Origin of the sequence: Amycolatopsis sp. NPDC049691 (assembly GCF_040675005.1) — a bacterium.
Classification (GTDB): Bacteria; Actinomycetota; Actinomycetes; order Mycobacteriales; family Pseudonocardiaceae; genus Amycolatopsis.
In genome coordinates this window covers 38061-63642 of sequence record NZ_JBFANX010000026.1, presented here as the reverse complement: position 1 = coordinate 63642, position 25582 = coordinate 38061, and the positions used below count along the sequence as shown (strand labels likewise).

22 protein-coding genes are annotated in these 25582 nt (G+C 72.9%); 11 read left to right on the top strand and 11 right to left on the bottom strand.

The window, feature by feature from the left end; genetic code table 11:
• The first annotated feature begins 239 nt into the window (after positions 1-239).
• Both AB0J40_RS40395 and AB0J40_RS40390 read left to right on the top strand, forming a co-directional pair.
• Positions 240-2597, top strand: coding sequence for a polysaccharide lyase 8 family protein (locus AB0J40_RS40395; protein WP_364464650.1), 2358 nt, complete (start codon positions 240-242; stop codon positions 2595-2597).
• Positions 2598-2667: 70 nt separating this feature from the next.
• The gene (locus AB0J40_RS40390) at positions 2668-4137 is read left to right on the top strand and encodes an NAD(P)/FAD-dependent oxidoreductase (protein ID WP_364464648.1); all 1470 of its coding nucleotides are present in this window, start codon (positions 2668-2670) and stop codon (positions 4135-4137) included.
• Positions 4138-4570: 433 nt separating this feature from the next.
• Here AB0J40_RS40390 and AB0J40_RS40385 read toward each other — a convergent pair whose 3' ends face one another.
• The 6 genes from AB0J40_RS40385 to AB0J40_RS40360 form a co-directional block, all read right to left on the bottom strand.
• Positions 4571-4693, bottom strand: coding sequence for a ribosomal protein bL36 (locus AB0J40_RS40385; protein ID WP_364464646.1), 123 nt, complete (start codon positions 4691-4693; stop codon positions 4571-4573).
• Between the two features lie 75 nt (positions 4694-4768).
• Entirely contained in the window at positions 4769-5977 is a 1209-nt protein-coding gene (locus AB0J40_RS40380) for a VWA domain-containing protein (RefSeq protein ID WP_364464645.1), read from the bottom strand.
• Positions 5974-8157, bottom strand: a complete 2184-nt coding sequence (locus tag AB0J40_RS40375) for a DUF5682 family protein (protein WP_364464643.1) — start codon at positions 8155-8157, stop codon at positions 5974-5976. The genes AB0J40_RS40380 and AB0J40_RS40375 overlap by 4 nt, the downstream gene beginning before the upstream one ends.
• Positions 8154-9236: an AAA family ATPase gene (locus AB0J40_RS40370; protein WP_364464641.1), complete on the bottom strand. Its 1083-nt coding sequence runs from the start codon at positions 9234-9236 to the stop codon at positions 8154-8156. Before AB0J40_RS40370 ends, AB0J40_RS40375 begins: the two co-directional genes overlap by 4 nt.
• Positions 9233-10618 (bottom strand): DUF5691 domain-containing protein, encoded by a 1386-nt coding sequence (locus AB0J40_RS40365; RefSeq protein ID WP_364464639.1) that lies wholly within the window; start codon positions 10616-10618, stop codon positions 9233-9235. The genes AB0J40_RS40370 and AB0J40_RS40365 overlap by 4 nt, the downstream gene beginning before the upstream one ends.
• Positions 10619-10694: 76 nt before the next feature.
• Positions 10695-12014 (bottom strand): SWIM zinc finger family protein, encoded by a 1320-nt coding sequence (locus tag AB0J40_RS40360; RefSeq protein ID WP_364464637.1) that lies wholly within the window; start codon positions 12012-12014, stop codon positions 10695-10697.
• A 103-nt stretch (positions 12015-12117) separates the two neighbouring features.
• Here AB0J40_RS40360 and AB0J40_RS40355 point away from each other — a divergent pair, with 103 nt between their 5' ends.
• Positions 12118-12621, top strand: coding sequence for a PadR family transcriptional regulator (locus AB0J40_RS40355; protein WP_364464635.1), 504 nt, complete (start codon positions 12118-12120; stop codon positions 12619-12621).
• Positions 12621-13220, top strand: a complete 600-nt coding sequence (locus AB0J40_RS40350) for a GyrI-like domain-containing protein (protein WP_364464633.1) — start codon at positions 12621-12623, stop codon at positions 13218-13220. Before AB0J40_RS40355 ends, AB0J40_RS40350 begins: the two co-directional genes overlap by 1 nt.
• A 14-nt stretch (positions 13221-13234) precedes the next feature.
• On the opposite strand, the gene AB0J40_RS40345 is transcribed toward AB0J40_RS40350, so the two are convergent.
• Both AB0J40_RS40345 and AB0J40_RS40340 read right to left on the bottom strand, forming a co-directional pair.
• A complete protein-coding gene (locus AB0J40_RS40345; RefSeq protein WP_364464631.1) occupies positions 13235-15301 on the bottom strand; it encodes an AMP-binding protein in 2067 nt (688 codons plus the stop codon).
• Between the two features lie 256 nt (positions 15302-15557).
• Positions 15558-16502, bottom strand: coding sequence for a WYL domain-containing protein (locus AB0J40_RS40340; protein WP_364464629.1), 945 nt, complete (start codon positions 16500-16502; stop codon positions 15558-15560).
• Positions 16503-16587: 85 nt separating this feature from the next.
• On the opposite strand from AB0J40_RS40340, the gene AB0J40_RS40335 reads away from it, so the two are divergent.
• A complete protein-coding gene (locus tag AB0J40_RS40335) occupies positions 16588-16980 on the top strand; it encodes a VOC family protein (RefSeq protein WP_364464627.1) in 393 nt (130 codons plus the stop codon).
• Here AB0J40_RS40335 and AB0J40_RS40330 read toward each other — a convergent pair.
• The gene (locus AB0J40_RS40330; RefSeq protein ID WP_364464625.1) at positions 16934-17374 is read right to left on the bottom strand and encodes a hypothetical protein; all 441 of its coding nucleotides are present in this window, start codon (positions 17372-17374) and stop codon (positions 16934-16936) included. The two genes, AB0J40_RS40335 and AB0J40_RS40330, sit on opposite strands and share 47 nt — an antisense overlap.
• Before the next feature lie 86 nt (positions 17375-17460).
• Between AB0J40_RS40330 and AB0J40_RS40325 the strand changes: the two genes are divergently transcribed.
• From AB0J40_RS40325 to AB0J40_RS40305, 5 genes are read left to right on the top strand one after another with little or no spacing between them, the layout of a single operon-like run.
• A complete protein-coding gene (locus AB0J40_RS40325; RefSeq protein WP_364464623.1) occupies positions 17461-18303 on the top strand; it encodes a helix-turn-helix transcriptional regulator in 843 nt (280 codons plus the stop codon).
• Complete coding sequence (locus tag AB0J40_RS40320) at positions 18296-18484, top strand: DUF397 domain-containing protein (RefSeq protein ID WP_364464621.1); 189 nt, start codon at positions 18296-18298, stop codon at positions 18482-18484. Before AB0J40_RS40325 ends, AB0J40_RS40320 begins: the two co-directional genes overlap by 8 nt.
• 49 nt (positions 18485-18533) lie before the next feature.
• Positions 18534-19283: a 3-hydroxybutyrate dehydrogenase gene (locus tag AB0J40_RS40315; RefSeq protein ID WP_364464619.1), complete on the top strand. Its 750-nt coding sequence runs from the start codon at positions 18534-18536 to the stop codon at positions 19281-19283.
• A gap of 34 nt (positions 19284-19317) precedes the next feature.
• Positions 19318-20646 (top strand): MFS transporter, encoded by a 1329-nt coding sequence (locus AB0J40_RS40310; RefSeq protein ID WP_364464617.1) that lies wholly within the window; start codon positions 19318-19320, stop codon positions 20644-20646.
• A gap of 1 nt (position 20647) precedes the next feature.
• The gene (locus AB0J40_RS40305) at positions 20648-22516 is read left to right on the top strand and encodes a GAF domain-containing protein (protein WP_364464615.1); all 1869 of its coding nucleotides are present in this window, start codon (positions 20648-20650) and stop codon (positions 22514-22516) included.
• On the opposite strand, the gene AB0J40_RS40300 is transcribed toward AB0J40_RS40305, so the two are convergent.
• Entirely contained in the window at positions 22505-23653 is a 1149-nt protein-coding gene (locus tag AB0J40_RS40300; protein ID WP_364464613.1) for an MFS transporter, read from the bottom strand. The two genes, AB0J40_RS40305 and AB0J40_RS40300, sit on opposite strands and share 12 nt — an antisense overlap.
• 30 nt (positions 23654-23683) lie before the next feature.
• Between AB0J40_RS40300 and AB0J40_RS40295 the strand changes: the two genes are divergently transcribed.
• Complete coding sequence (locus AB0J40_RS40295) at positions 23684-24694, top strand: LacI family DNA-binding transcriptional regulator (RefSeq protein ID WP_364464611.1); 1011 nt, start codon at positions 23684-23686, stop codon at positions 24692-24694.
• Here AB0J40_RS40295 and AB0J40_RS40290 read toward each other — a convergent pair.
• A complete protein-coding gene (locus AB0J40_RS40290; protein ID WP_364464774.1) occupies positions 24684-25577 on the bottom strand; it encodes an NADP-dependent oxidoreductase in 894 nt (297 codons plus the stop codon). The genes AB0J40_RS40295 and AB0J40_RS40290 overlap by 11 nt on opposite strands.
• Between the last annotated feature and the right edge of the window lie 5 nt (positions 25578-25582).

Sequence of the window (25582 nt, the reverse complement as noted above, 5' to 3'; positions counted from 1 at the left end):
CCCGGAGTCCCCGACCCGCGGGGGCGCCCCCCGGTTTCCACTCTACCGTCCGGCACCGACAGTTTTCGGCGCCGCTGAACCGATCGCCCGCCCGAATCCCCTGAGCCCGCGGGGGCGCCCCCCGTTTCCAGCCTATCGCCCGGCACCGACAGTTTCCGGCGCCGACAACCGAATCCGCCGCCGCACAACCGAATCCCGTTCCCCCATAAGCCGAGGATGTCTTCCTGGGAGGCAGTGCCATGCCCGTGAACCGGAGAAACGCCCTGCGCGGCGGCGCGCTGGCGGCCGCTTCGACCGTGTTGCTCACCCGTCCCGCGCTCGCTTTCGCGGCGCCCGTGCCCACCCCGGCCGCGAGCGGGGTGCCCGCCGCGACCGCGCCCATCGTCGCCGCCTACCGGCAGCTGCAGACCGGCATCAACCGGCCGTCGCCGGAACGCACCGAGGCGCTGGCCAACCTCGGCCGCGTCGCCAAGGCGTACAACGCGAGCCTGTCCGTCGCCGGCGGTGGTGCTCCACTGTGGACGGACCTGCCGCTCGGCCCGGGCAGTGACTACACGACCTCGATGTACGCGCGGCTGCGCGCGATCGCCGTCGACTGGGGCACTCCGGGCGGCGCGCTGTCCGGCGACCCGGTGGTGCTCGACCGGATCAAGGCGGCGCTCGAGCTGATCTACGCGAGCCAGTACAACGAGAACGTCGGCGAGATCGGCAACTGGTACACCTACGAGATCGGCATCCCGTACTACCTGCTGCACACGCTTTCGGTGGTCGCCGACCAGCTCACCGCCGAGCAGCTGGCTCGCTACCTCGCGCCGGTGAAGCGGTTCGTCGGCAACCCGAACCTGCGCGCGAACAACCCGTCGGTGGTCGAGACCGGCGCGAACCGCGCGGACAAGGCCCTCATCTCCGTCGTCTCCGGCGCGATGCTCGGCGACACCGCCTGGATCAAGACGGGCATCGACGCGCTCACCGACGTCGCGGGCGGGGGAGCGGCGAGCGTCGTCGCCAAGCTCGACCGCGCGGCCGGCGACGGCTTCCACGTCGACGGCTCGTTCATCCAGCACGACACCATCCCGTACCCCGGGCACTACGGCATCGTCCTGCTCACCGCGCTCGCCGGCGCCATCCACGTCACGGCGGGCACCGAGTACGCGCTGCCGCAACCGCTGAAGGACAAGATCTACGCGCTGGTGGCGGACAGCTTCGCGCCGTTCGTCTACGCGGGCGCGCTGATGGAACCGGTGCGCGGCCGGATGCTTTCGCGCCAGGGCGAGACCGGGCACGACATCGGCCACCAGCTGACCGTCGCGACGCTGGTGCTGGCCCGCACGGCGTCGGGCAAGACGAAGACCGACCTCAACGCCCTCGCCGCGAAGTGGATCAAGGAAGGGACGTACGCGCCGTTCCTGAAGATCCCCGACCCGGAGCGGTTCGCGCCGGGCCCGGACCTCGTGGCCACGCCGGGCATCGAGTTCGCGCAGGACATGCTGGCCTCGGGCGCGCGTCCGGCGCGGGTGACGGCGACACATCGCGTCTTCGGGCAGCAGGACCGGATGGTGCACGTCACCGACGACTGGTCGGCGTCCCTCGGCGTCAGCTCGACGCGCATTTCGCGCTACGAATCCATCAACGGCCAGAACCTCAAGGGCTTCTACGTCGGCGACGGCGTGCTGTACACGTTCCTGCCGAACGCCAAGGGGCACTACACCGACGCGTACTGGCCGACGGTCGACCCGCTGCTGCTGCCGGGCACGACCGAGAACGACGGCCCGGTCGACCCGAAGTTCGGCGGCGTGCCGGTCGGCCCGAACCCGCACACCGGCGGCGTCCGCTGGGACGCCCGCACCGGCGCCTACGCGCTGGACTTCAAGTCCTGGGACGGTTCGCTGGTCGCGAAGAAGTCGTGGTTCTTCACCTCGTCCGGGATCGTTTGCCTCGGGGCCGGGATCACCAGCACGTCCGGGAGTGCGGTGCGCACGACGATCGAGAACCGCAACCTCGGCGAGGGCGGCCGCGGCGCGCTGCTCGCCGACGGCCGGCGCGTCCCGACCGACCTCGGCAAGGCATCGACGCTGCGTCGTCCGCGCTGGCTGCACTTGGAGAACGTCGGCGGGTACGCGCTCCTGGACGACGCTTCGGTGACGGCGCTGCGCGAGGACCGCACCGGCGCGTGGCGCGACATCGACACCGGCGCCAACACCAAGGGCACCACGACCCCGAACACGCGCCGGTACCAGAAGCTGGTGCTGGAGCACGGTGTCAAGCCGGTCGACGCGACCTACGCGTACGCGGTGCTGCCGGGCGCGTCGGTGATCGGCACGCTGACCGCGTCCTGGGCGTGGCACGTGCTGGCGAACACGCCGGCGGTGCAGGCGGTGCGCGTCTCCGACGGCACGGTGCTGGCGAACTTCTTCGCCGCCGGCTCGGTCGGCGACGTCCGGGTGTCCGGGCCGGCGTCGGTCGCGGTCGGGCGGCGTCAACTGGCGGTGTCGGACCCGACGCAGACGCAGGACAGCGTGACGGTGACCGTACGCGGGAAGGTCGTGACGGTGCCGCTGAAGGGCACCTTCGGCGCGACGACCGTGGTGCGGTTGTAGTGGTCCTCCCCGCCGGGCCGGTGCCCCGACCCGGTCCGGCGGGGTCCCCAGCTCGGTTAGGCTGGCTTTCATGACCGAGCACGTCGACGTCCTGATCGTGGGGGCCGGGCTGTCCGGTATCGGCGCGGCCTGCCGGCTGCAGGAGCGGCTGCCGGGCAAGACTTACGCGGTGCTCGAGGCGCGGGACACGATCGGCGGAACCTGGGACCTGTTCCGGTACCCGGGCATCCGATCCGATTCGGACATGTTCACCCTCGGTTACCCGTTCCGGCCCTGGAAGGACCCGAAGGCGATCGCGGACGGCCCGTCGATCCTGTCGTACATCCGCTCGACTGCCGACGCTTTCGGCGTGGTCGACCGGATCCGCTTCGGGCACCGCGTGGTGCGGGCGTCGTGGTCGTCCTCGTCGGCGCTGTGGACGGTGTCGACCTCGCACGGGGCGACGTTCACGTGCCGGTTCCTGTACCTGTGCAGCGGTTATTACTCCTACGAGTCCGGGCACGTGGTCGACTTCCCGGGCCGCTCGGAGTTCGCGGGCGAGATCGTGCACCCGCAGCACTGGCCCGCATCGCTGGATTATGCGGGCAAGCGGGTGGTGGTGATCGGCAGCGGCGCGACGGCGGTGACGCTGGTCCCGGCGCTGGCTTCGCGCGCAGCGCAGGTGACGATGCTGCAGCGGTCGCCGTCGTACATCGTGGCGCGCCCGGGCCGCGACGCGCTGGCTGACCGGCTCCGGGCGCTGCTGCCGGAGAAGCTCGCGCACCGGGTGGTGCGCGGCAAGAACGTCGTGATGGGGACGCTGTTCTTCCAGCTGATGCGGCGGTTGCCCCGGCGGGCGTCGTCGGCGCTGCGCAAGCGCGTGGCGGCGCAGCTGCCGGCGTCGATCCCGGTGGACCCGCACTTCGTGCCGTCGTACGACCCGTGGGATCAGCGGCTGTGCCTGGCGCCGGACGCGGACCTGTTCCGGGCGCTGCGGTCGGGCAAGGCGGACATCGTGACGGACCGGATCTCGCGGTTCACGGCCACCGGGGTGCGTTTGGAGTCCGGCCGCTCGCTGGACGCGGACATCATCGTGACGGCGACCGGACTGCGGCTGGTGGCGTTCGGCGGGATCGCGCTGACGGTCGACGGCCGCACCGTCGTACCGGGCGACCAGCGGGCGTACAAAGGGATGATGTTCGGGGGCGTGCCGAACTTGGCGTGGTGCGTGGGGTACACGAACAATTCGTGGACGCTGCGGGCGGACCTGACGTCCCAGTACGTGTGCCGGCTGCTGGCGTACCTGGACCGGCGCGGGTTCGCGTACTGCGCCCCGGACGCGGAGTCGGCCTCGGCGGCGGGCCGCCCGCGGCCGATCGTCGACCTGGCATCGGGGTACATCAAGAGGGCCGCCCCCGGCCTGCCGAAGCAGGGCGAGAAGCGGCCTTGGCTGATGCGGCAGAACTATTTGCTGGACTTCGCGGACATGCGGCTGGGCCGGGTGGACGACGGAGTGATGCGGTTCGGCCACGCGGAGGACCGGGCGACCGCGGCGCGGTGAGGGGTTGGCTGGCGGGCCTCCGCCGGCTGCGCCGACTTGCCGGCGCGATGAGCGCTGTCGCCCCGGCACGGCTTGCGGCGGTGGCGCTGCGGAGTGCAAGCCGCCGAAATCGCCGTTTGAACGCCTCCTGCGGCCGCGCCTGCCGCTTGGGGGGCGCGACGAGTCGCTGCCGCTGCGGGCGGTTGGTTGGTGCCCGCCGGCTTCGCAGCGCAATGTGCGGCTGGCGGCCGGGTCGCGGCCTTCGCGGCGCGATGAGTCGCCGCTCTTGCGGGCGGCTGGCCGGTGCGAGCCGCCTCAGCGGCGGCCGCACGGCTGGCGGCTTGGGCCACGGCCCCTTCGCCGGCCGGCCGCCGACGTCCCCGCATGAGTGACCAAAGACAGCGGCCGGACCACCCCCCTGGGCGGTCCGGCCGCGTAACCCCCTACCGCTTCGTCAGCCCTGGCGGGCCTTGTTGCGCGGGTTGTCCTTGTTGATCACCAGCACCTTCGTCCCCCGGCGGATGACCTGGGCACCCGGCTGGCGGGCGAGCCAGCGGATCGAGCTGCGGACCTTCATGGCGAGCCGTCCTTCCTGCGGGATCTGCGTCCCACACCCCCTTCAACCACTCGCCACTCGGTTTCATTCCGCAACTCAGCTGGTCTCGCGGGCCACCCAGGACTGCAGGTCGTCGCCTCTCACCGCTGCTGCCATCAGCTCCGGGAACTGGTCCGGCGTGCACGCGAACGCCGGGACTCCCAGCTCCGCCAGCGCCGCCGCGTTCTCGTGGTCGTACGAGGGCGCCCCCGAGTCCGACAGGGCCAGGAGCGTCACCACCTGGACTCCCGCGCCCACCAGCTCGGCTATCCGGTGCAGGAGCTCCTCCTCGTCGCCGCCCTCGTACAGGTCGCTGATCAGCACCAGCAGCGTCTGCTCGGGCCGGCCCACCAGGCCCTGGCAGTACGCGATCGCCCGGTTGATGTCCGTGCCGCCGCCCAGCTGGGTGCCGAACAGGACGTCCACCGGGTCCGCCAGGTGCTCGGTCAGGTCCGCGACCTCCGTGTCGAACGCCACGAACGACGTCCGCAGCGCCCGCATCGACGCCAGCACCGCGCCGAACAACCCCGAGTACACCACCGACTCCGCCATCGACCCCGACTGGTCGACCGCCAGGATCACGTCGCGCTGGACCGCCTGCTGGCGCCGCCCGTAGCCGATCAGCTGCTCCGGCACGATCGTGCGCAGCTCGGGGGAGTAGTGCTTGAGGTTGCGGTGGATCGTGCGCGCCCAGTCGACGTCGCCCGGGCGGGGCCGGTGCGTGCGCGACGCCTTGTCCAGCGCCCCCTTGATCGCCGCCCGGGTGCGCTCGGCCAGCCGCTCCTCCAGCTCCTCGACCACCTTGCGGACGACCTCGCGCGCGGTCTCCTTGGTCTCCTCCGGCAGCACGCCGTTCAGCGACAGCAGCGTGCCGACCAGGTGCACGTCCGGCTCGACCGCCGACAGCAGCTCCTTCTCCAGCAGCATCCGGGTCAGCCCCAGCCGGTCGACCGCGTCGCGCTGCATCACCTGCACCACGGTGCTGGGGAAGTAGCGCCGGATGTCGCCCAGCCAGCGCGCCACCCGCGGCGCCGACGCGCCCAGGTTCGCGCTGCGCGGCCCGCCCGCGGCCTCCTCGTCCGGCTTGTCGTACAGGGCGGCCAGCACCGCGTCGACGCCACTGTCCTCTTCGGACAGCTGGGCGTCGGCCAGCCCCGACCCCTCGCCCGCACCTTCGGCGCCCAGCACCAGCCGCCAGCGCCGCGTGCGTTCGGTGGCTGTGCTCTCTGCCGCCTCCGCGGGAGGGAATGCGTCGCCGGTGCTCATGCCCCCACCCCCAGCAACGTCGCCAGCACGGGCAGCACGCGCTCGGCCCGGTCCTCGTCCAGTTCCTCGGCCACCGCGACGACCGCGGCGGTGCCGTCGAGCCCCGCCGCCCGGTGCCCGATCGCCCGCTTCTCGGGCCCGCTGAACGCGCCGAACGTCCGGCGCAGCAACGGAAGCACCTCGGTGAAGACGTCGGCGGGGATCGCCGCGAGCCACGCGTCGATCACCCGCAGCAGGCCTTCGTCGTGCACCAGCAGCAACGCGCCGCCGTCGAAGAAGCCCTCGACGTACGCCGCGCCCGCCGACGGCGCGATGCCCGGCGTGAGCGCCCGGCCCAGCCGCAGCTCGATGTCGAGCGCGTCGAGCAGCCCGGCGTCGTGCAGGATCCGGGTGAGGCGCCCGGCCAGCAGCGGCGGCAGCGACGGCCGTTCGGCCAGCCTCGCCAGTGCCGCGAGCCAGCGCTCCTTGGCCTCTTCGCCCAGCAGCGACGTCGCGTCGTGCACGCCGTCGACCAGCTGGGCCATCCGGGCCGCGGCGTCGTCGTCGATCCCGTGCGTCGCCGGGGGCAGGCCGGCGCAGATCCGGTCGAGCATGCGGTCGGCCACCGCGCGCAACGCGCCGGTGTCGGTGCCGCGCACGTTCCCGTAGCGGGTCGCCCTGGCCAGCGCGGGCAGCGCCGACATCAGCCGGGCGACGTCCGCGTCCGCCGCCGCCCGCGCGTCGAGTGCCGCGAGCACTTCGGGCAGCGCCTCCGGCAGGTCGGCGAGCAGGCAGTTCTCGACGGCCGTGGTCACCTCGTCCAGCGGTGGCGTGCCTTCGACCGCGCCGCGGACCGCGGCGGCGGCCGCCGCCGGCACGGTCGTGCCGTACACCGCGGCCGCGACCAGGTCGACCTCGAACCCCGGTTCCCAAGCCACCGCCCAGGTTTCCCGGAACGTGCCCTTGTTCCGCCGCGCCGACGCCTCCCGGCTGCCCCACTCGATGCCGAGGATCCGCAGCCGGTGCAGCAGCTTCGAGCGGTCGAGCCCGCCGGGCGTGCGCAGGTCGAGGTCGTACTCCTTGACGACCGGGTCCTTCTTGAGCCGCAGGCGTTTCGCCGTCGCGGTGAGGTCCGCGGCCAGCGGTGGCTGCGGCACCCGGTCGGGCACCTCGCCGAGCCGTTCGCCGACCACCAGCCGCCGCGTGACGAGCTCGACCTGCACCTCGTCGCCGCCGCACAGCACCGACCGGGTGGCTTCGGTGACCTCGGCCAGCCCGGCCGACGACCGCCCGCGCAGCGTGGCCAGCGTTTCGGCGAGGCGGACCGCCTCGATGACGTGCGCGGTCGAGACCGGCAGGTCCTCCTCGCGCAGCACCGCCGCCACCTGGGCCAGCCAGCGCGCGGTGACGTCGTCGGCCGTGGTGAACAGGTGGTGGTACCAGCCGGGCGACCGCACGCCCGCGCCGTAGCCGCTGGCCGTCGCGAGCCGGCCGTGGGTCCACGGCACCCAGGTGCACGCGACCTTCCGCTTCGGCAGTCCTTTGAGGACGGACTGGTCGTGCGACGCCGGCGGCAGCGGGTCGGCCAGCGCGGGCACGTGCCAGGCGCCGCACACGACGGCGATGTTCTCGAAGCCGTCCTTGCGGGTGCGGCGCAGCACCGAGCGCATGTACGCCTCGCGCCGCGCTTCGTTCCCGCGCGGTGGTTCCTCGTCCTCGCGCACCGCGGTCATCGCGTCCGCGATCACGTCGAACGGGTTCGCGCTGTCCCGCCGGGACTCGACGACGTCGTCCCACCAGCGTTCCGGGTCGTCGTAGCCGCCGGCCGAGGCCAGCAGCGCCAACGGGTCCACCGGCGGGCCGGCGTGCTCGTCCGGCCCCGCGGCGAACGTGTTCGCGGCCGGCAGATCGCAGAACCGCACCGGGATGCCGGCTTCGCGGGCGTAGGTGAGTGCCTGCCACTCGGGGCTGAAGACGGCGAACGGCCAGAACGCCGCCCGCGAGACGTCGTCGGTGGCATATGCCAGCAGCGCGACCGGCGGCTGCATGGCCGGGTCTTCGGTGAGCTCGACCAGGACGTCGGCTTCGGGTGGACCCTCGATCAGCACGATGTCGGGCTCCAGCTCGGCGAGCCGCGTCGCCACGGCCCGGGCGGACCCCGGGCCGTGGTGGCGGATGCCGAGCAGGTGGGTGGAGGTCAAGAGATCTCCTGACCGGCCCGGTAGAAGTCGGCCCAGCCGTCGCGTTCGCGGACGACCGTCTCGAGGTATTCGATCCAGATCGCGCGGTCGGCCACCGGGTCCTTGACCACGGCTCCGTGGATGCCGGCCGCGATGTCGTGCGGGCGCAGCACGCCGTCGCCGAAGTGGGCCGCCAGGGCGAGCCCACCGGTGAGCACGCTGATCGCCTCGGCCGTCGAGAGCGTGCCGGACGGCGACTTCACCGCCGTGCGGCCGTCTTCGGTGCGGCCGGACCGCAGCTCGCGGAACACCGTGACCACCCGGCGGATCTCGGCCAGCTCGGCGGCCTCGGCGGGCAGCTGCAGCGACGTGCCCAGCTCGGCGACCCGCCTGCTGACGATCTCGACCTCCGCCTCGGCGCTGTCCGGCAGCGGCAGCACGACGGTGTTGAACCGCCGCCGCAGCGCGCTCGACAGCTCGTTGACGCCCTTGTCGCGGTTGTTCGCCGTCGCGATCAGGTTGAAGCCCGGCCGTGCCTGCACCTCGGTGCCCAGCTCCGGGATCGGCAGGGTCTTCTCGGACAGGATCGTGATGAGCGAGTCCTGGACGTCGGCCGGGATGCGGGTCAGCTCCTCGAGGCGGGCCAGCTTGCCGTCCCGCATCGCGCGCAGCACCGGGCTTTCGACCAGCGCGGCGGCGCTCGGGCCCTCGGCGATCAGCCGGGCGTAGTTCCAGCCGTAGCGGATCGACTCCTCCGACGTGCCCGCGGTGCCCTGCACCAGCAGCGTCGAGTCCCCGCTGATCGCGGCGGAGAGGTGTTCGGACACCCAGGTCTTCGCCGTGCCGGGCACGCCGAGCAGCAGCAGCGCGCGGTCGGTGGCGAGCGTGGCGACGGCGACCTCGATCAGCCGCCGCGGGCCGACGTACTTCGGGGTGATCACGGTGCCGTCGGCCAGGGTGCCGCCGAGCAGGTACTCGACGACGGCCCACGGCGACAGGTTCCAGTTCGGCGGCTTCGCCCGGTCGTCGGCGGCGGCCAGCGCGGCCAGCTCGGCGGCGTGGTCCTGTTCGGCGTGCGGCCGGAGGACGGTGGCGGTCATGCGAGCTCCTCGTACATTTCGCGGCGGAAGTTCAGCGTTTCGGTGAGCGCCCGGCGCCACGGCCCGGCGTCCATGGTCAGCCGGGTGGTGGCCAGCGGGTGGCGCAGGCACTGCGGCGGGACCGCGCGGGCGATCACGACGGCGGCGTGCGAGACCAGGCGGTGGTCGTCCTGGCGGGCGATCCAGTCGAGCAGGGCGGTGCCCAGCTCCTTCGTCCACGGCCGGGGCAGCTCGTGCACCAGCCGCGCGAACGATTCGACCGGCAGCCTGCCGATCAGGTGCCCGACGGTGGCGGCCTGGCTCGCCGGGCCGAGCACGCCGAGCAGCGGCGGCGTGGTCCGGCCACCGGGGTCGGCGCCGATCAGGGCCTGTGCCCAGGTCTCGTCGCGCTGGCGCAGGGCCGCGGTGGCCCACGAGTCGCGCAGGACGCCGGCCGGGCAGCCCTCGACGGTCATCCGGACGACCTCGGCCGGTGGGCCGAACTCGGTCCAGAAGGCCAGGGGAGCGGCGGCGACGAGCGTGCGCAGCCGGACGGTGCCGTCGCCGCGTTCGCCCTGCGGGACGGTGACTTCCAGGACCCGGCCCCGGCGGCGGACCAGCGGCCGCAGGCGTTCGGCCATGCTCGCGCCGTACCGGGTGCCGGGCAGCCGGCCGAGCAGTTCGGCGGCCCGTTCCCGGACGGCCGCGGCGCGGTCGGTGAGCGCGGCTTCGAGGAAGTCTTCGTCCTCGGGGGCGAGGTGGCCGGCGAGCACGCCGAGGAAGTCCGAGCGGACGTCGGCGGGTTCGCTCTTCCAGGAGCCGTGGAGGGCTTCGCGGGCCGCCTCCGGAGCTTGGCCGAGCTTGGCGGCGAGCCAGCGGCGGCGCTGGGCGAGACTGCCGTACTGCCAGACGTCGGCCTGTTCTTCCGCGGGCGCGGAGAGGAAGGACCAGTCGGGGTTCCGCTGCCCGAGCCACGCCCCGACGGACCCGGCGACGGCGACGAGCGGCCCGCGCAGGGCGGCCTTGCTGCGGGCGGCTTCGGCGAGCAGGGGCAGGGTTTCGGGTGGGACGCGGTAGTCCGTGCCGGCGACGATGCCGAGCCACTCCAGGAGGAGATCGGGATGGCTGGCGGCGAGCAGGCGGGCCAGGCGCTCCCGGGCCAGCGGCGGCACGAAGGGCCGCTCGTCCTGAGCCGCGACGGGCAGCGGCCGCACGTCGTGCAGGGGTTGCCGGCCGGCCCGGCGGTAGGTCGTGAGGACCGCCGCCGCGGCGAGGAGCTGTTCGGCGGGGTCGGCGCGGTCTTGGACGAGGTCCTGGACCGCGGGCGGCTGGGTGGCGGGATCCAGCGTGCGGCGGCGGGTGCCGAGGAGCGCGGTGCCGACGAGGTCTTCCCAGGCTTTCACGGCCGCACCGCCTTTCGGGTCTGGAGCATGGTCGATTCCGGACGGGCCGGAGGAGGACCGGCGAGGAGTTCGGGTGTCACAGCCGCACCGCCCGGCCCTCGTGCCAGCACGTCAGCGGCCGCAGGCCCGCCGGGCTCCACTCGCCGGCCACCGTCAGCGGGCGGCCCGCCGACATCGCCAGCAACGACCACGGCCACGCGTACGGCACCAGCGGCAGCGCCGTTCCGTCCTTTTCGGACAGACACCAGCCGCTGCCGTGTTCGGCCGGGGTGACCCCGGACAGCAGGACCGGCCAGCGCTCCAGCCACGGGTCCGCCGCCATCGCCCGCGCGTACGACCCCAGTGCCTCGGAAATCGATCCGCCGGACGCCGACGACGCCGCCAACGGGATGCCGCGCTCCACCACCAACGCCCGCAACGGGGCCGCACCCGGGTAGAACGCCAGCTCCGCCGTCAGGAAATGCCCTGGTGGCAATGACGAATCCAGCGGACGGCCCGGCGGGGCGAACGACAGCACCAGCGCGTCCCGGCCCGTCTCCCGCCCGCGCAACCACGTGCGGCGGGTCAGCAAGCGGTCGTTCTCCTCGTCCGCCGCGCCGGTGATCAGCCACTCGTCCGATACCCGCTCGCCCTGCTCGAGAACCCGGGCCGTCTCCACCGAGAACCCCAGCCGGGTGCGGACCGTTTCCGCCAGCGGCGCCGGCAGTGCGTCCAACCGGGTCGCCGCGTCCGCCAGCAGGTACACCAGGGACAGCTCGCCCAGCAGCGCCGCCGGCCAGTCGCGGCGGCCGACGATCCCCGCCGCCCGGCGCAGTCCGCCCGCCAGCCCGGACGCCTGCGCGTCCACCATCCGCGCGGCCACCGTGCGCAGCTCTTCGCCGCCGCTGCGCTCGAACCCGGCGAAGCCCGCGCCGATCCGGTCGGTCAGCCAGATCTTCAGCTCCGCCACGCCGCCTTCGACGCGCGCTGCCCGCTCCGAAGCGCGGCGAGCGGCCGCTTCCTCGTCCTTCGGCCCGGCTGCCTCCGCGCGTTTTTCCGCGCGACGGGCGCGGTCGGCGCGTTCGGCCAGCCACGTGTGCACCCACTCGGGCGGCGCGGCGGAGTCGACCTTTCCCGCCGCCCACAACATCATCAGCCCGAGCGCGTGCTTGCACGGGAACTTCCGGCTGGGACAGGAACACCGGAACGCGGGCTCGGCGAGCTCGACGCACGTCTGGTACGGCTTCTTGCCACTGCCCTGGCAGAAGCCCCACACGGCGTCTTCGGACGCACCCGCGCCCGACCACTTCGCCGGCGCGGCCAGCGCCCGGCCCGCCTTCTCCGAAGCGGGATCCGGCGCCAGCCCGGCCACGCGTTCCGCGGTCCACGGCACCGCCGTCACCACCTGTCCCCCCACCTGTCCGCCCTCGCTTTCCGGTACTCGCTGAAGCATGCCAGCACCCACCGACAATTTCCGGCAGCCTTGACGAACCGGCCTATTCCAGTACTAGAATACTGCCGTGCTGACCGATGCGGAGCTGACCGTCCTCGGCCTCGTCGTCGAACGGCCGAGACACGGCTACGAGCTGGACGAAGTCGTGTCCGAACGCGGCATGCGCGAGTGGACCGCCCTCGGCTTCAGCTCGATCTACTACGTCCTCGGCAAGCTCCGCGACCGCGGCCTGGTCACCGAAGTCGCGGAAGAACGCGCGCACGCCAAGGCCAAGAAGACGTACACGGCCACGGACGCGGGCCGGCGAGCCTGTGCGGCGGCCGCGGAGGCGGCCATCGCCGAACTGCGCCCGGTGCACCCGCCGGTGCTGGTCGGTCTGGCCAACAGCCCGGCGATCCCGCCCGACCGGCTCGCGGCCGCGCTGGCCCGGCGCGCCGAAGCGGTCGAGGAACGCCTGGCCGAAGTGCGGAGAGCCGCGCAAGCTGACGCCCCGCCGTTCGTCCGGGCGATCTTCGACTACTCCGTCAACCAGCTCGAAGCGGAAGCCGCCTGGCTGAGAGGACTGTCCTGATGCCCTACGACGTCAAGAAGGACCTGAAGCGGCTGTACTCGCCGAAGAACACCGACTGGGCGCTGCTCGACGTGCCGGAGCAGCAGTTCCTCGCGATCGACGGCCGGGGCAATCCGAACACGGCGGAGAGCTACCGGAAAGCCGTCGAAGCGCTCTACGCCTTCGCGTACACGATCAAGATGACGGCGAAGCATGCCGGTGAGGACTTCGTCGTCGGCCCGTTGGAGGGACTGTGGTGGGCCGACGACTACGCGGCGTTCACCGTGCGCGCCAAGGATTCCTGGCAGTGGACGATGTTGATCTCCCTGCCGGGCCACCTCGGTGAGGACGCCGTCGAGGAAGCCCGGGAAGCGGTGCGGCGCAAGAAGAAGATCGACCCGCCGGTCCGGCTCGAGAAGCTGCACGAGGGCCGGTGCGCGCAGGCGCTCCACATCGGCCCGTACGACGACGAAGGCCCGCTGCTCGCCCGCTTGCACGACGAGTTCCTCGCGGAGCACGGGCTGAAGGAGACCGGCCTGCACCACGAGATCTACCTCGGCGACCCGCGCAGGACCGAGCCCGCGAAGCTGAAGACCGTGCTGCGTCAGCCGGTCGCCTGAGCCGTCCGCCCGGGTCAGTACTCGGTGGAGACCGGCCAGGTGTCGTCGTGCAGCAGGCGCTTGAGGATCTTGCCCGTCGCGTTGCGCGGCAGGTCCGGCACGAAGTACACGTCGCGCGGCACGGCGAACCGCGCCAGCCGCTGGTGGATGTACGCCCGGATGTCCTCCGCGTGCAGCGAGGCGCCGCGTCGCGGGACCACGTACGCCGCCAGCCGCTGGCCCCACTCCGCGTCGGCCACGCCGACCACCGCGGCGTCGTGGACGCCGGGCAGTGCCACCAGTGCTTCTTCCACCGGACGGGGGAAGACGTTCTCGCCGCCGGACACGATCATCTCGTCGGCCCGGCCGGTGACGAACAGGCGGCCCGCCGCGTCGAGGTAGCCGACGTCGCCGGTGGCCATCAGGTCCGCCGCGCGCGCCGGGTCCTTGCCGTTCGTGTAGCCGTCGAACAGCATGTCGTTGCCGACGAAGATCTGGCCTTCGCCGCCGGGCGGCACCGGCTTGCGGTCTTCGTCGAGGATCGCGACGCGCGTGCCGAGCGGGCAGCGGCCCGCCGTCGTCGGCGCCGCGCGCAGGTCGGCCGGGTCGGCGATGCTCGCCCAGGACACCTCGGTCGAGCCGTAGAAGTTGTAGAGGACGTCGCCGAAGGTGTCCATGAACTGCGTGACGAACGACCCGGACATCGCCGAGCCGCTGCTCGCGACGATCCGCAGCGACGACAGGTCGTAGCGCGCCCGGACGCGTTCGGGCAGGTCCATGATGCGCTGCAGCATGATCGGCACCGCGAACAGCGCGTCGCACTTCTGCTCGGCGATGGCCCGCAGCGTCTCCTCGGCGTCGAACTTGCGGATCAGCGCCAGCGACGCCCGCAGCGCCATGCCGAGCTGCATCGCGGCCAGGCCCCAGCTGTGGAACAGCGGCGCCGCGACGAGGATCCGGTCGCCGGCGCGCAGCGGGATCCGGTCGAGGATCGCCGCGGCCGTCCCCATGCCCTTCGGCGTGGGGCGCCGCGCTCCCTTCGGCGTGCCGGAGGTCCCGGACGTCAGCACGACCACGCGGCCCGGCCGGTCGACCGGCTTGGGCGGGTCGGCGGGCGCGGCGTGGATCAGCTCGTCGACGGTGGGGTAGCCGGTTTCGGCGTCCGGCCAGGTGCTGATCCGGGCGAACTCACCCGGGACGTTCGCGATGGTCTGCGCGAACTCGTCGTCGGCCAGCACGGCGGCCGGCTGGTGCTCGGCGATGACGTCCTTGACCGAAGCCGCGGACAGGCCGGTGTTGAGCAGGATCAGGTCGGCGCCGAGCTTGCTGGCGGCGACGAACGACTCGACCATCGCGGCGTGGTTGCGGCACATCAGCGCGATCCGGTCGCGTTCGCCGACGCCGAGCTCGCTCAGCCCGTTCGCGAGCCGGTCGCTGCGCTCCTGGACCTGCCGGAACGTGCGGAGGCTGCGCTCGTCGTGCAGGGCGGGCTCGTCGGGGACGCGGGCGGCGGCGGCCTGGTAGCCGCCGGCAATGGTGGCGCCCCACTGGGCGAGCGAGCTGAGCTGGCGGGCGATCTTGTCCGGGCGGCCCGCGGACAGGACGCCGGCGCGCACCAGGACGCTCGTGGTGCGCAGCTTGGTGGCCTTGTTGCCGTCGCGGTCGGCGTCGGGGTCGGGCTTGCCGGCGAGGTGCAGGTCGAGGCGCCGGGCGAGGGCACGGACGTCCTTCTTCACCGACGACACGAGATCCGCGTGCGACGGCGGCAGCATCATCCGGACGAACAGCTCGGTCTTGCCGCCGGCCAGCGGTCTCAGCTCGAGGGAGACCCACGTGCCTTCGTCGGGGACGCCGCACCACACGACGTGCTCGCCCGGCCGGTACACGACGGCCTGGACCTGCGCTTCCAGCATCGGCCCGCGCTCGGGGACGATCCGGATCACGGCTTTGGGGCCCCGGCCGCGCGCGGCGTGCTCGACGACCTCGCACCCGGCGATCTCCGGCACGAACCGCGAATACCACTCAGGCGAACCGACGATCTGCCACACCACATCCGGCGTGTGCCCGACCACGGCGCTCGCCTCGACTACATCGTCACGCATCGTCTGCCCTCACCGCAGGGGATCACCGAACACACGTTCAGGTCACGGAGACGTCACAGTAACAGCAAACGGGTGATCCCGGATACTCCGAACGGCCAGATACCGGAGAGTAACGGACACTCGTAGTAGGTCTTCCTAATGTCCACAGTGGAGTGATTAACGCCGTTCACCGAGCATAACGGCCACAGGCTGTGTACGCAGGTCCGTCGCCGGTGTCTTGAACGGGCCTTTTAGGACGCGGGAAGACCTGATCGGCTCATTCGGGACAATCGGCGCCATAGCGGGCAATCAGCTCACGGCCGAGGCGGGCCAGCTCCGCTTTGACGGACTCCGGGGACTCCACCTCGACCAGCGCGCCCCACCCCGCCAGCTCCTGCGCGATCATGATCGGCGCCGGTGCGGCGACCCTCGCGCGAACGCGGTCGCCGGGCAGGTCCGCGACCCGCTCGCAGTGCCGGCCGAACCGGTCGCGCAGCACCTCGAAGTAGCGGGAGCCGAGCACCACGTCCGCGGTGAGCAGCGATCGCCGTTTCTCGATCTCCTCGACGACCTCGTCCCACACCTTCGCCAGCTCGAGGTCCGCCGGGCGGCGGTCGGCGGCCTCCTCGGTCGGGACGGGCTCGGCGATCCGGTCCACCCGGAACGTCCGGCGCCCCTGCGGCGTCCCGGCGACGAGGTACCAGACGTCGTCCTTGTCGACCAGGCCCCACGGGTCGACGAGCCGCTCGCGCCCGCTGTAGGTGAACCGCACGCGCCGGCGCGCGATGACGGCGTCCCGCAGCAGTTCGACCATCGGCGGCCGGTCCTTCACGCGTTCGCCCCAGCCGGCCGGGTCGACGACGACCGCTTCCGCGGCGGCCTCGGCGTCCGGGCGGAACGTGCCCGGCAGCGCGCCCATCAGCTTGCGCAGCGCCGACTTGACCTCCGGGGACGCGGCCGCGGCGGGGCCCGCCAGGAGGAAGAGGGCCTGCGACTCGCGCGCGGTCAGGCCGGACAGGTCGGTGCGCGCGCCGCCGACCAGCTGCCACCCGCCGCCGCGGCCCGGTTGCGGGTAGACGGGCACCCCCGCCGCCGAGAGCGCTTCGAGGTCACGGCGGGCCGTCGCGACGGAGATTTCCAGCTCCGCGGCGAGCTCGGCGGCCGTGACGCGGCCGCGCGTCTGCATCAGCAGCAAGGTGGCGACAAGACGGTCGGCGCGCATGGGGCCAGTGTCGCAAACAAAGTGCTCAGTTGATGAGCACTTTGACTCCGCATGATGGCGTCAGACCGCTTGAGAGGAGCAGGACATGCTGCGAGGAATGGCCACCGTGACGTACTACGCCGAGGACCACGAGGCCGCGAAGGCGTGGTACACGGAGTTCCTGGGGATGGCGCCGTACTACGCGGTCCCCGGGTACTTCGAGTTCCGGATCGGCGACTACCAGCACGAACTCGGCATCATCGACGCCCGGTACGCGCCGGGCAAGCAGAACGAGCCGGGCGGCGAGATCGTCCGCTGGCACGTCGACGACCTCGAAGCGACGCTCGCGCGCCTGCTCGAACTCGGCGCGAAGGAGTTCGAGCCGATCACCGAGCGCGGACCCGGGTTCGTGACGGCGACCGTCGTCGACCCCTTCGGCAACCTCCTCGGCATCATGACGAACGTGCACTACCTGGCGGTGCTGAAGGAACGCTCGTGAGGCGGTAGGCCTCCTTCACACAGTTGCCGCACCGCTCGTGCCGGGCCGTCTTCTCCGCCGGATCGGTGCCGTAGAAGGGGAAGCAGCCCGCGCCGCAGCTCGCGAAGTAGATCAGGCCCAGCCGGACCTCGCCGCGGCCGACGTAGTGCGCGAGCCGGCGGCGCGGATCCGGCCCGCACTCGGGGATCCAGCCGTGGGCGGGCAGGCGGGCGGCGGCGATGTCGTCGAGGACGCCCGCGCGGCCGATCAGGTCCGCGCCGAGGCAGGTGAGGCGCTCGCCGAGGTCGCGCATCCCGTCGGCGCGCAGGGGCGGGCCGGCGAGCCAGGCGACGTCGCCGGGGAGCGTCGCGGCCAGGTCGCGCAGACGGGTCAGCAGGGCGTGGTCCGGGTCCATGACCTGCAGGAAACCTGACGCGGATTTGTGACACCAGCCGACGAGCGGCCGCGGGAAATGTCGGACCCCGGTGACAGAATGCGCTCATGGCGACACCCTTCGCGACACCCCGGGCGAGAGCGCTCGGCTTCGGGCTCAGGTCCTGCCGGACGGCCCGGAACCTCGGCGTGCGCGAGCTGGCGAGGTTGATCGGCGTGCTGCCGCAGGAACTGTCCAATTGGGAGTACGGGAAGCGGATTCCCAAGGTGGAGCAGGTCGGGCTGCTGGTGGTGGAGCCGGGGGAGCGCGCCCGACTCCTGGACCTTGCCAAGAACGCGGCCGAGGTGAGCTGGCTCGAGAAGGTGATGCCCGGCGTTTCGCTGAAGCCCGGCACGTATGTGCAGTACGAGCGGGAAGCGAGCGATCTGTTCGGGTGGGAACCGGCGCTGGTCCCCGGGCTGCTTCAGACTCCGGCCTACGCGCGGACCGTGCTGGCCGGCTTCGGAGTGGTCGGTGCGGAGAACGAGCGGCTGGCCCTGGCTCGGCAGACCCGGCGGGGCCTGCTGACCAACCCGTGGCCGGCGGAGTTCCGGGCGGTGGTCGGTGAAGCGGTGCTGCGGCCCGACTTCATCGAGCCGACGGTGATGGTCGAGCAGCTTCGCTTCCTGCGCACTTTCTCCCAGCGGAGCAATGTTTCGCTGCAGGTCTTGCCGCATAGCCCGGGGTTTCACCCCGGGCTATGCGGCCCGTTCGTGATCCTCGGGTTCCCGAACCTGCCGCCGATCGTCTTCATCGAGCAATACCGGTCGAGTGCCTACCTCTACGCTGCCGATCAGGTGGCCGACTACCGGTCGGCCGCCCAGACCTTGGCGGCGCTGGCCCTGAGCGAGCAGGAGAGCTGCGCGCTCATCGGGGAGGTGATCGCCGAACTCGGAGGTTCGGATGGGTGAGTGGCGGACTTCCCGCTATTCAGGTGAGGACAACTGCGTCGAAGTGGCGCTCGGACCTGCGGCAAAAATCCGCGACACCAAGGACCGCACCGGCGGCACCCTCGAAATCTCCACCCGATCGTGGGATGCCTTCCTGATCACCTTGTGTGGCCCGATGCCACCGGATCTTCGCAAGGTGTAGCTCCCGCACACATAGCCCGCGACCCGGGGCACGCTTACCGTTCCCGTCCATGACCAGCGATCTGGACGGGCGCACCGCCCTCGTCACCGGCGGGGCCTCGGGCATCGGCCTGGCCTGCGTCCGCGCGCTCGCCGCGGCCGGGGCGAAGGTGCATGTCGTCGATGTCGACGCCGCCAAAGCCGAAGCCGCCGCCACCGAGGTCGGGGGCTGGGCGCACGCTGCCGACCTCGCCGATCCCACCACGATCGACGCCCTGCCCGCCGAGGTCGACATCCTGGTCAACAACGCCGGGATCCAGCACGTCGCTCCGCTCGAAGACTTCCCGCCGGACGTCTTCACGCGCATCCAGTCCCTCATGGTCACCGCTCCCTTCCTGCTGATCCGGCACGTCCTGCCGTCGATGTACGCGCGGGGCTGGGGCCGGATCGTCAACATGTCGAGCGTCCACGGGCTGCGGGCCTCGTCCTACAAAGCCGCGTACGTCGCCGCCAAGCACGGCTTGGAAGGCCTCTCCAAGGTCGCCGCGCTCGAAGGCGCCGGACACGGTGTCACCAGCAACTGCGTGAACCCCGGGTACGTCCGCACCCCGCTGGTCGACAACCAGATCGACGCGCAGGCCGCCGAGCACGACATCCCGCGCGAGGACGTCGTCTCGGAGGTCCTCCTCAAGCGCGCCGCCATCAAGAAGCTCATCGAAGCCGACGACGTCGCTTCCCTGGTGACGTGGCTGTGCTCGCCGCACGCCGGCCACGTCACCGGGGCGTCCATCCCGCTCGACGGCGGCTGGACCGCCGCCTAGGAACCCGCCAAACCACAAGGAAGTGGAGCCCGCAGTGAGCCAACCCCACCGGTCGGCGATCGCCAAGATCGTCGGCGCGAGCCTGATCGGCACCACCATCGAGTGGTACGACTTCTTCCTCTACACCTCGGCCGCCGCCCTCGTGTTCAACAAGCTGTTCTTCCCGACGGCGAACCCGTTGACCGGCACGCTGCTGGCGTTCCTGACCTACGCCGTCGGGTTCCTGGCCCGCCCGATCGGCGGCCTCGTGTTCGGCCACTACGGCGACCGGCTCGGCCGCAAGAAGCTCCTGATCGTCAGCCTGGTGCTGATGGGCGGGTCGACGTGCCTGATGGGCGTCCTGCCGACGTACGCGAGCGCCGGCGTCGCCGCTCCTCTGCTCCTCACGCTGCTTCGCCTCGTCCAGGGCTTCGCGCTGGGTGGCGAGTGGGGCGGGGCCGTCCTGATCGTCTCCGAGCACGGCGACGACCGCCGCCGCGGCTTCTGGGCGAGCTGGCCGCAGTGCGGCGCGCCCGGCGGGAACCTCCTGGCCACCGCCGTCCTGGCGATCCTTTCGGCGACGCAGTCCGACGCGACGTTCATGTCGTGGGGCTGGCGCGTCCCGTTCCTGCTCTCGGGCGTGCTGCTGCTGATCGGGCTGTGGATCCGGCTGGCCGTCGCGGAGTCGCCGGTGTTCCTGGCCGCGCAGAAGCAGGCCGAGAGCCGCGCCGAGAAGCACGTGCCCGTCGTCGAGGTCTTCCGCGACAGCTGGCGCCAGGTGCTGATCACGATCGGCGCGCGGATGGCCGAGAACGTCTCCTACTACGTGCTGACCGCGTTCATCCTCGTCTACGTCACGACCGGGCTGCACCTGCCGAAGGGCGTCGGCCTGACCGCGGTGCTGATCGGCTCGGCCGTGCACTTCGTGACGATCCCGCTGTGGGGCGCGCTGTCCGACCGCGTCGGCCGTCGCCCGGTGTACCTGTTCGGCGCGATCGGCATGGCGTTGTGGGGCTTCGCGTTCTTCGCGCTGCTGGACACGAAGTCGTCGCCGGTGATCGTGCTCGCCGCCACCGTCGGGCTGGTGCTGCACGGCGCGATGTACGGGCCGCAGGCCGCGTTCTTCGCCGAGCAGTTCCCGACGCGGGTGCGCTACACCGGCCTCTCGGTCGGCGGGCAGCTGTCGTCGATCGCCGCCGGTGCCGTCGCGCCGCTGATCGCCGTCGCGCTGTTCTCCGCGTGGGGCAGCACCGTGCCGGTGTCGCTGTACGTCGCCGCGATGTGCGTGCTCACGGTGATCGCGCTGCTCTCGGCCCGCGAGACGCGCGGCGAATCGCTGCACGACGACGACGTCCAGGCGGAGACGGCGGCCGTTTCGCCCTAGCATGACGGCCGTGACCGCACCCTCCGACGCGCTGCGCCGGCTGCTCGACCTGCTCGCCTCCGGGGCGAGCAGCGAGCAGCTGGCGCACGTCGTCGTGGCCGCCCGGGCCGAAGGCACCCTCGGCGCGGCCGACCTGGCCGCCCTCGCCAGCGCGGGGGAGCTGGCGCTGCGGATCCGCGAGACCCTCGCCGAGCACCGGCGGCGCGAGGCCCAGCTCGGCGCGCTGTTCGACACCGCGAGCGAGCTGGCCGCGCTGTCCGATCCGGACACCGTGCTGCGGTCGATCGTGCGGCGGGCGCGGGCGCTGCTGAACGTCGACGTGTCGTACCTGTCGCTGAACCGCGAGTCCGAGAACAAGACGTACGTGCGGGTCAGCGACGGGTCCGTGTCGGCGGAGTTCCAGCAGATCGTGCTCGGCATGGGGGAGGGGCTCGGCGGGCTGGTCGCGCAGACCGCGCGGCCGTACGCGACGGCCGACTACTTCAACGATGACCGGTTCAAGCACACGCGGCACATCGACTCCGGCGTCAAGGACGAGGGCCTGACCGCGATCCTCGGCGTCCCGCTCGCCATCGGGCCGAAGGTGCTGGGCGTGCTCTTCGCGTCCGACCGCGCGACGCGGGAGTTCAGTCCCGACGAGGTGGCGCTGCTGTCGTCGCTGGCCGACCACGCGGCGATCGCCCTGGACAGCGCGAACCTGCTCGACCAGACGCGCCGCGCGGTCGCCGAGCTCAACGAGGCCAACGCGACCATCCGCGCGCACACCGAGGCGATGGAACGCGCCCAGGACGCCCACGACCGGCTCACCGACCTGGTGCTGCGCGGCGGCGACCTGCCGGACGTCGCGGCGGCCGTCGCCGGGGTGCTGCACGGCGACCTCACGGTGTACGACGCCGACGGCACGCTGCTGGCCAGTTCGGCCTCCCCGGCCCCGCTCGACCCGGACGCGCTGGTCGCGGCCCGCACCGCCGGCCGGGCGGTGTCCACAAAGGACACCTGGGTGTGCGGCGTGCAGGCCGGGCCCGAGCTGCTCGGCAGCCTGGTGCTGGCCGGCCGCGACGGCTTGTCCGACCCGGACCGGCGGCTGTTCGAACGCGCCGGCGTCGTGACGGCGTTGCTGCTGATGCTGCGGCGGTCGGTGGTCCGGGCCGAGGACGAGGTCCGCGGCGAGCTGCTGACCGACCTGCTCACCGCGCCCGACCGCAACCCGCGGGCGCTGCTTGCGCGGGGTCGTCGGCTGGGGATCGACCTGTCCGCCCCGCACGCGGTCCTGGTCGCGCACGCCGACGGCGGCTCGCGACGGCGGCTGGCGAGCGCGGCCGCCCGGCACGCGACGCTGGTGGGCGTGCACGCGGAGGAGGTCGTCCTGCTGGGCGCGGGCGACCCGGACGAGCTGGCCCGCCGCGTGGCCGCCGACCTCGGCGCGGCGACCGGCCGGCCGGTGACGGTGGGGGCGGCCGGCCCGGCGAGCGGCCCGTCGGCGATCGCCGCGGCGCACGGAGAGGCGGCGCGGTGCGTCCGGGCGCTGCTGGCGCTGGGCCGGACCGGCGAGGGCGCGGCGATGGCGGGGCTGGGGTTCCTCGGCCAGTTGCTGGGCGACCACGCGGACCTGGACGGGTTCGTGCGGCAGACGCTGGGGCCGGTGCTCGACTACGACGCGCGCCGGGGGACCGAGCTGGTGGCGACGCTGCGGGCGTACTTCGGCTGCGGGTCGCAGCTGGCGCGGACGAAGGACGTGCTGCACGTCCACGTGAACACGGTGGTGCAACGGCTGGAGCGGGTGGCGTCGCTGCTGGGGGAGGACTGGCAGTCGCCGGACCGGGCCCTGGAAATCCAGCTGGCCCTGCGGGTGCACCGCCTAGGAAGCTGAGGCGAACGCCTTCGACCGCCACACCACGAGCGCCGATGTCAGGCCGCCCGCTGCCGCGATGAGCACCGCCGCCGGCAGCATCCCGTGGTCCAGCCCGAGACCGCCCAGTGCCGCGCCCGCGGCGATGCCGATCTGGAACGCCACGATGTACACCGCCGACGCCAGGTCCGGCCGGTCCTTCGCCACCCGCAGGACCGCCGCCTGCAGCACCACGCCGATCCCCGCCGCCGGGGCCGCCCACGCCACGATCGCCGTTCCCGCGACCAGCGGCCCCGGGGACAGCAGCAGTCCCGCCATGCACACCGCCAGACCCGCCGTCGTGACCAGCGCCGTCGCCCGCGGGTGGCCGTCGATGTGCCTGCCGATCAGCACCAGGCCGAGCAAGCCCGCCACTCCGTGGGCGAAGAGCAGGGCCGAAGTCGGCGGCCCCGTCAGGTGGACCCAGCGCGCGATGATCGCCGTGATGTAGGTGAACGCCGCGAAGTGCCCGGTCACCACCAAGAGCGTCGTCACGTTGACCGGGAGCAGGGCGCGGTCGGCGACGATCCGGGGTCCGCGAGCAGGCGCCGCAGCGGGCATCGGGCGGACCGTCACGCGGATGACCAGCGCCGTCGCCGCCGCGACGGCCGCCACCGCCAGGACCGCGAGCCGCCAGCCGAGGGTCGTGCCGAGCCACGAGCTGACCGACAGCCCGAACAGGAACGCCAGCGAGTTGCCCGCGAACACCACCGCCGTCGCGCGGCCGCCCCGGCCGGGGCCGAGCAGCCGGGTCGCCATCGACGCCACGACCGACCAGAACACGCCGTGGCCCGCGGCCGCCACCAGCCGGGCCGCGATCGCGACGCCGTAGTTCGGCGCGACCGCCAGCACCACGTTGGACACCACGACCATCCCGAGGGTGACCAGCGCCGTCGTCCGGCGGTCCCAGCGGGACGTCAGCGCGACCAGCGGCACCACCGAGACCGCCACGACCAGCGCGTACCCGGTCATCAGCAGTCCGATCGCGGAGTCGCCCACCCGTAACCCGGACGCGAGCTGCGGCAGCAGCGCCACGGGCAGGTTCTCCGAGGTCACGGACACGAAGCAGGCGGCGCCGAGCGCTCCCAACGCCAGTTTCGTCCGGGGTTCGACGAGCATTGTTTAACGATACACAGCTAAGGTGGGGCGATGTCCAGACCGACGATGGCCGACGTCGCGCGCCGGTGCGGCGTCTCGGCGATGACCGTGTCGTACTGCTACAACCAGCCCGACCGCGTCGCGCCCGAGACGCTGCGCCGCGTCCGCGAGGTCGCCGCCGAGCTGGGCTACCGCGGGCCGGACCCGACCGCGCGGTCGCTGCGCCGCCGGCACAACGGCGCCATCGGCGTCGTGCTCGGCGAGCACCTCGCCTACGCCTTCGACGACCCGCAGGCCCGCCGGTTCCTCTCCGGCGTCGCCGAGGTCTGCCGCGAGCGCGGCAGCGGCCTCAACCTGATCCCGACGACCGGTGCGGAGGACGACGTCGAGCGCGTCCGGTCGGCATCGGTCGACGGCTACATCGTGTGGACGACCGTCGACGGCGATCCCGTGCTGGACGTCGTGAGCGGGCTCGGCAAGCCGGTCGCGATCCACGGCGGCCCCGCGTTCGCCGGTGCGCGGGTGGTCGGCATCGACAACCGGGCTTCCGCCCGGGAACTCGCCGCCCGCACCTTCGCCGGGGCGCGCCGGCCCGCCGTGCTCAGCTTCCCCTTCGACCGCGACCGCCGTCCCCGGCTGGAAACCGCGCCCGCGCCGGAAACCATCGCCTTCCCCGTGACGCGGGAGCGGCTCCTCGGCATCTACGACCACCTCGGCGACGTGGCCGGCCTGCCGGTGGCCGTCGTCGCCCGCAACGACCGTGACGAAGCCGCGAAACAGGCCGACGCGCTCCTCGACACCGAGCCCGACGCGGTGATCGCCATGAGCGACCAGCTGGCGTTCGCCCTCCTCGACGCCGCGCGCCGCCGCGGCCTGCGGGTGCCGGCGGACCTCGCGGTCGCCGGGTGGGACGACGACCCGGACGCCGGGCGCGCCGGCCTCACGACCGTCGCGCAGTCGCTCTTCGACCAGGGCCGGGACTGCGCGCTGATCGCGCTCGGCTCGCGGGTGCCCGATCGGCCGGCCGGGTGGACGACCACGGTCCGGGCGTCTACTCGCTGACCCGCACCACGAGCTTTCCCCGCCGCGGCCCGCGTTCGGCGGCGGCGTGCGCGGCGGCCGCGTCGGTGAAGACGGCCTCGACGGGCACCCGGAACCGGCCCTCCTCGAAGAGCCGGGCGGCGGCCGCGAGGCCGTGGCGCCCGTCCGGCTCGCCACCCAGGGCCCCGGTCGACACGCGGACGCCGTGGGACGGGCCGCTGAAATCGGCGAGCGTGACCACCGAGGACGGCTCCCCGGTCAGCTCGACCAGCTCCGGAAGCGATCCCTGGCCGGCGACGTCGAGGGCCGCGTCGACCCGGCCGTCGACTCGCGTCGGCAGGCCGGGACCGTACGGAACCGGGATCGCGCCCAGGCTTTCGACGAACTCGAGGTCGCCGCCCGTCCCGAGCACCCGCGCGCCCCGCGCGAGCGCCAAGCCCACGACGAGGCTGCCGACGCCGCCGGACGCGCCGTCGACCAGGAGCGTCGTGCCGTCCCGGACGTCGAGGAGGTCGAGCGCGCGGGTCGCCGTCTCGATCCCGGAGGCCGCCGCCCCGGCCTGCTCCCACGGCATCGACGGCGGCTTGGGTGTCCAGAACGCGAGGACGGCGAACTCGGCGGTCGCCCCGCCGAGCCGGGCGACGTCGACCGCGCCGAACACCTCGTCGCCGACCTCGGCGCCAGGTCCTGCCTCGTCGACGACACCCGCCGCGTCGACGCCGGGGATGTGTGGCAGGGCGATCGGCGACCGCGACTTCCCGGCGCGGATCGCCAGGTCCACCGGCGACACCCCGGCCGCCCGCACGCGGATCCGCACCTCGCCCGGGCCGGCGTGCGGCTCCGGCAGCTCGCCCACCGACAGGACTTCCGGCGGGCCGAACCGCTCGAACCGGGTCGCGAACACGCTCA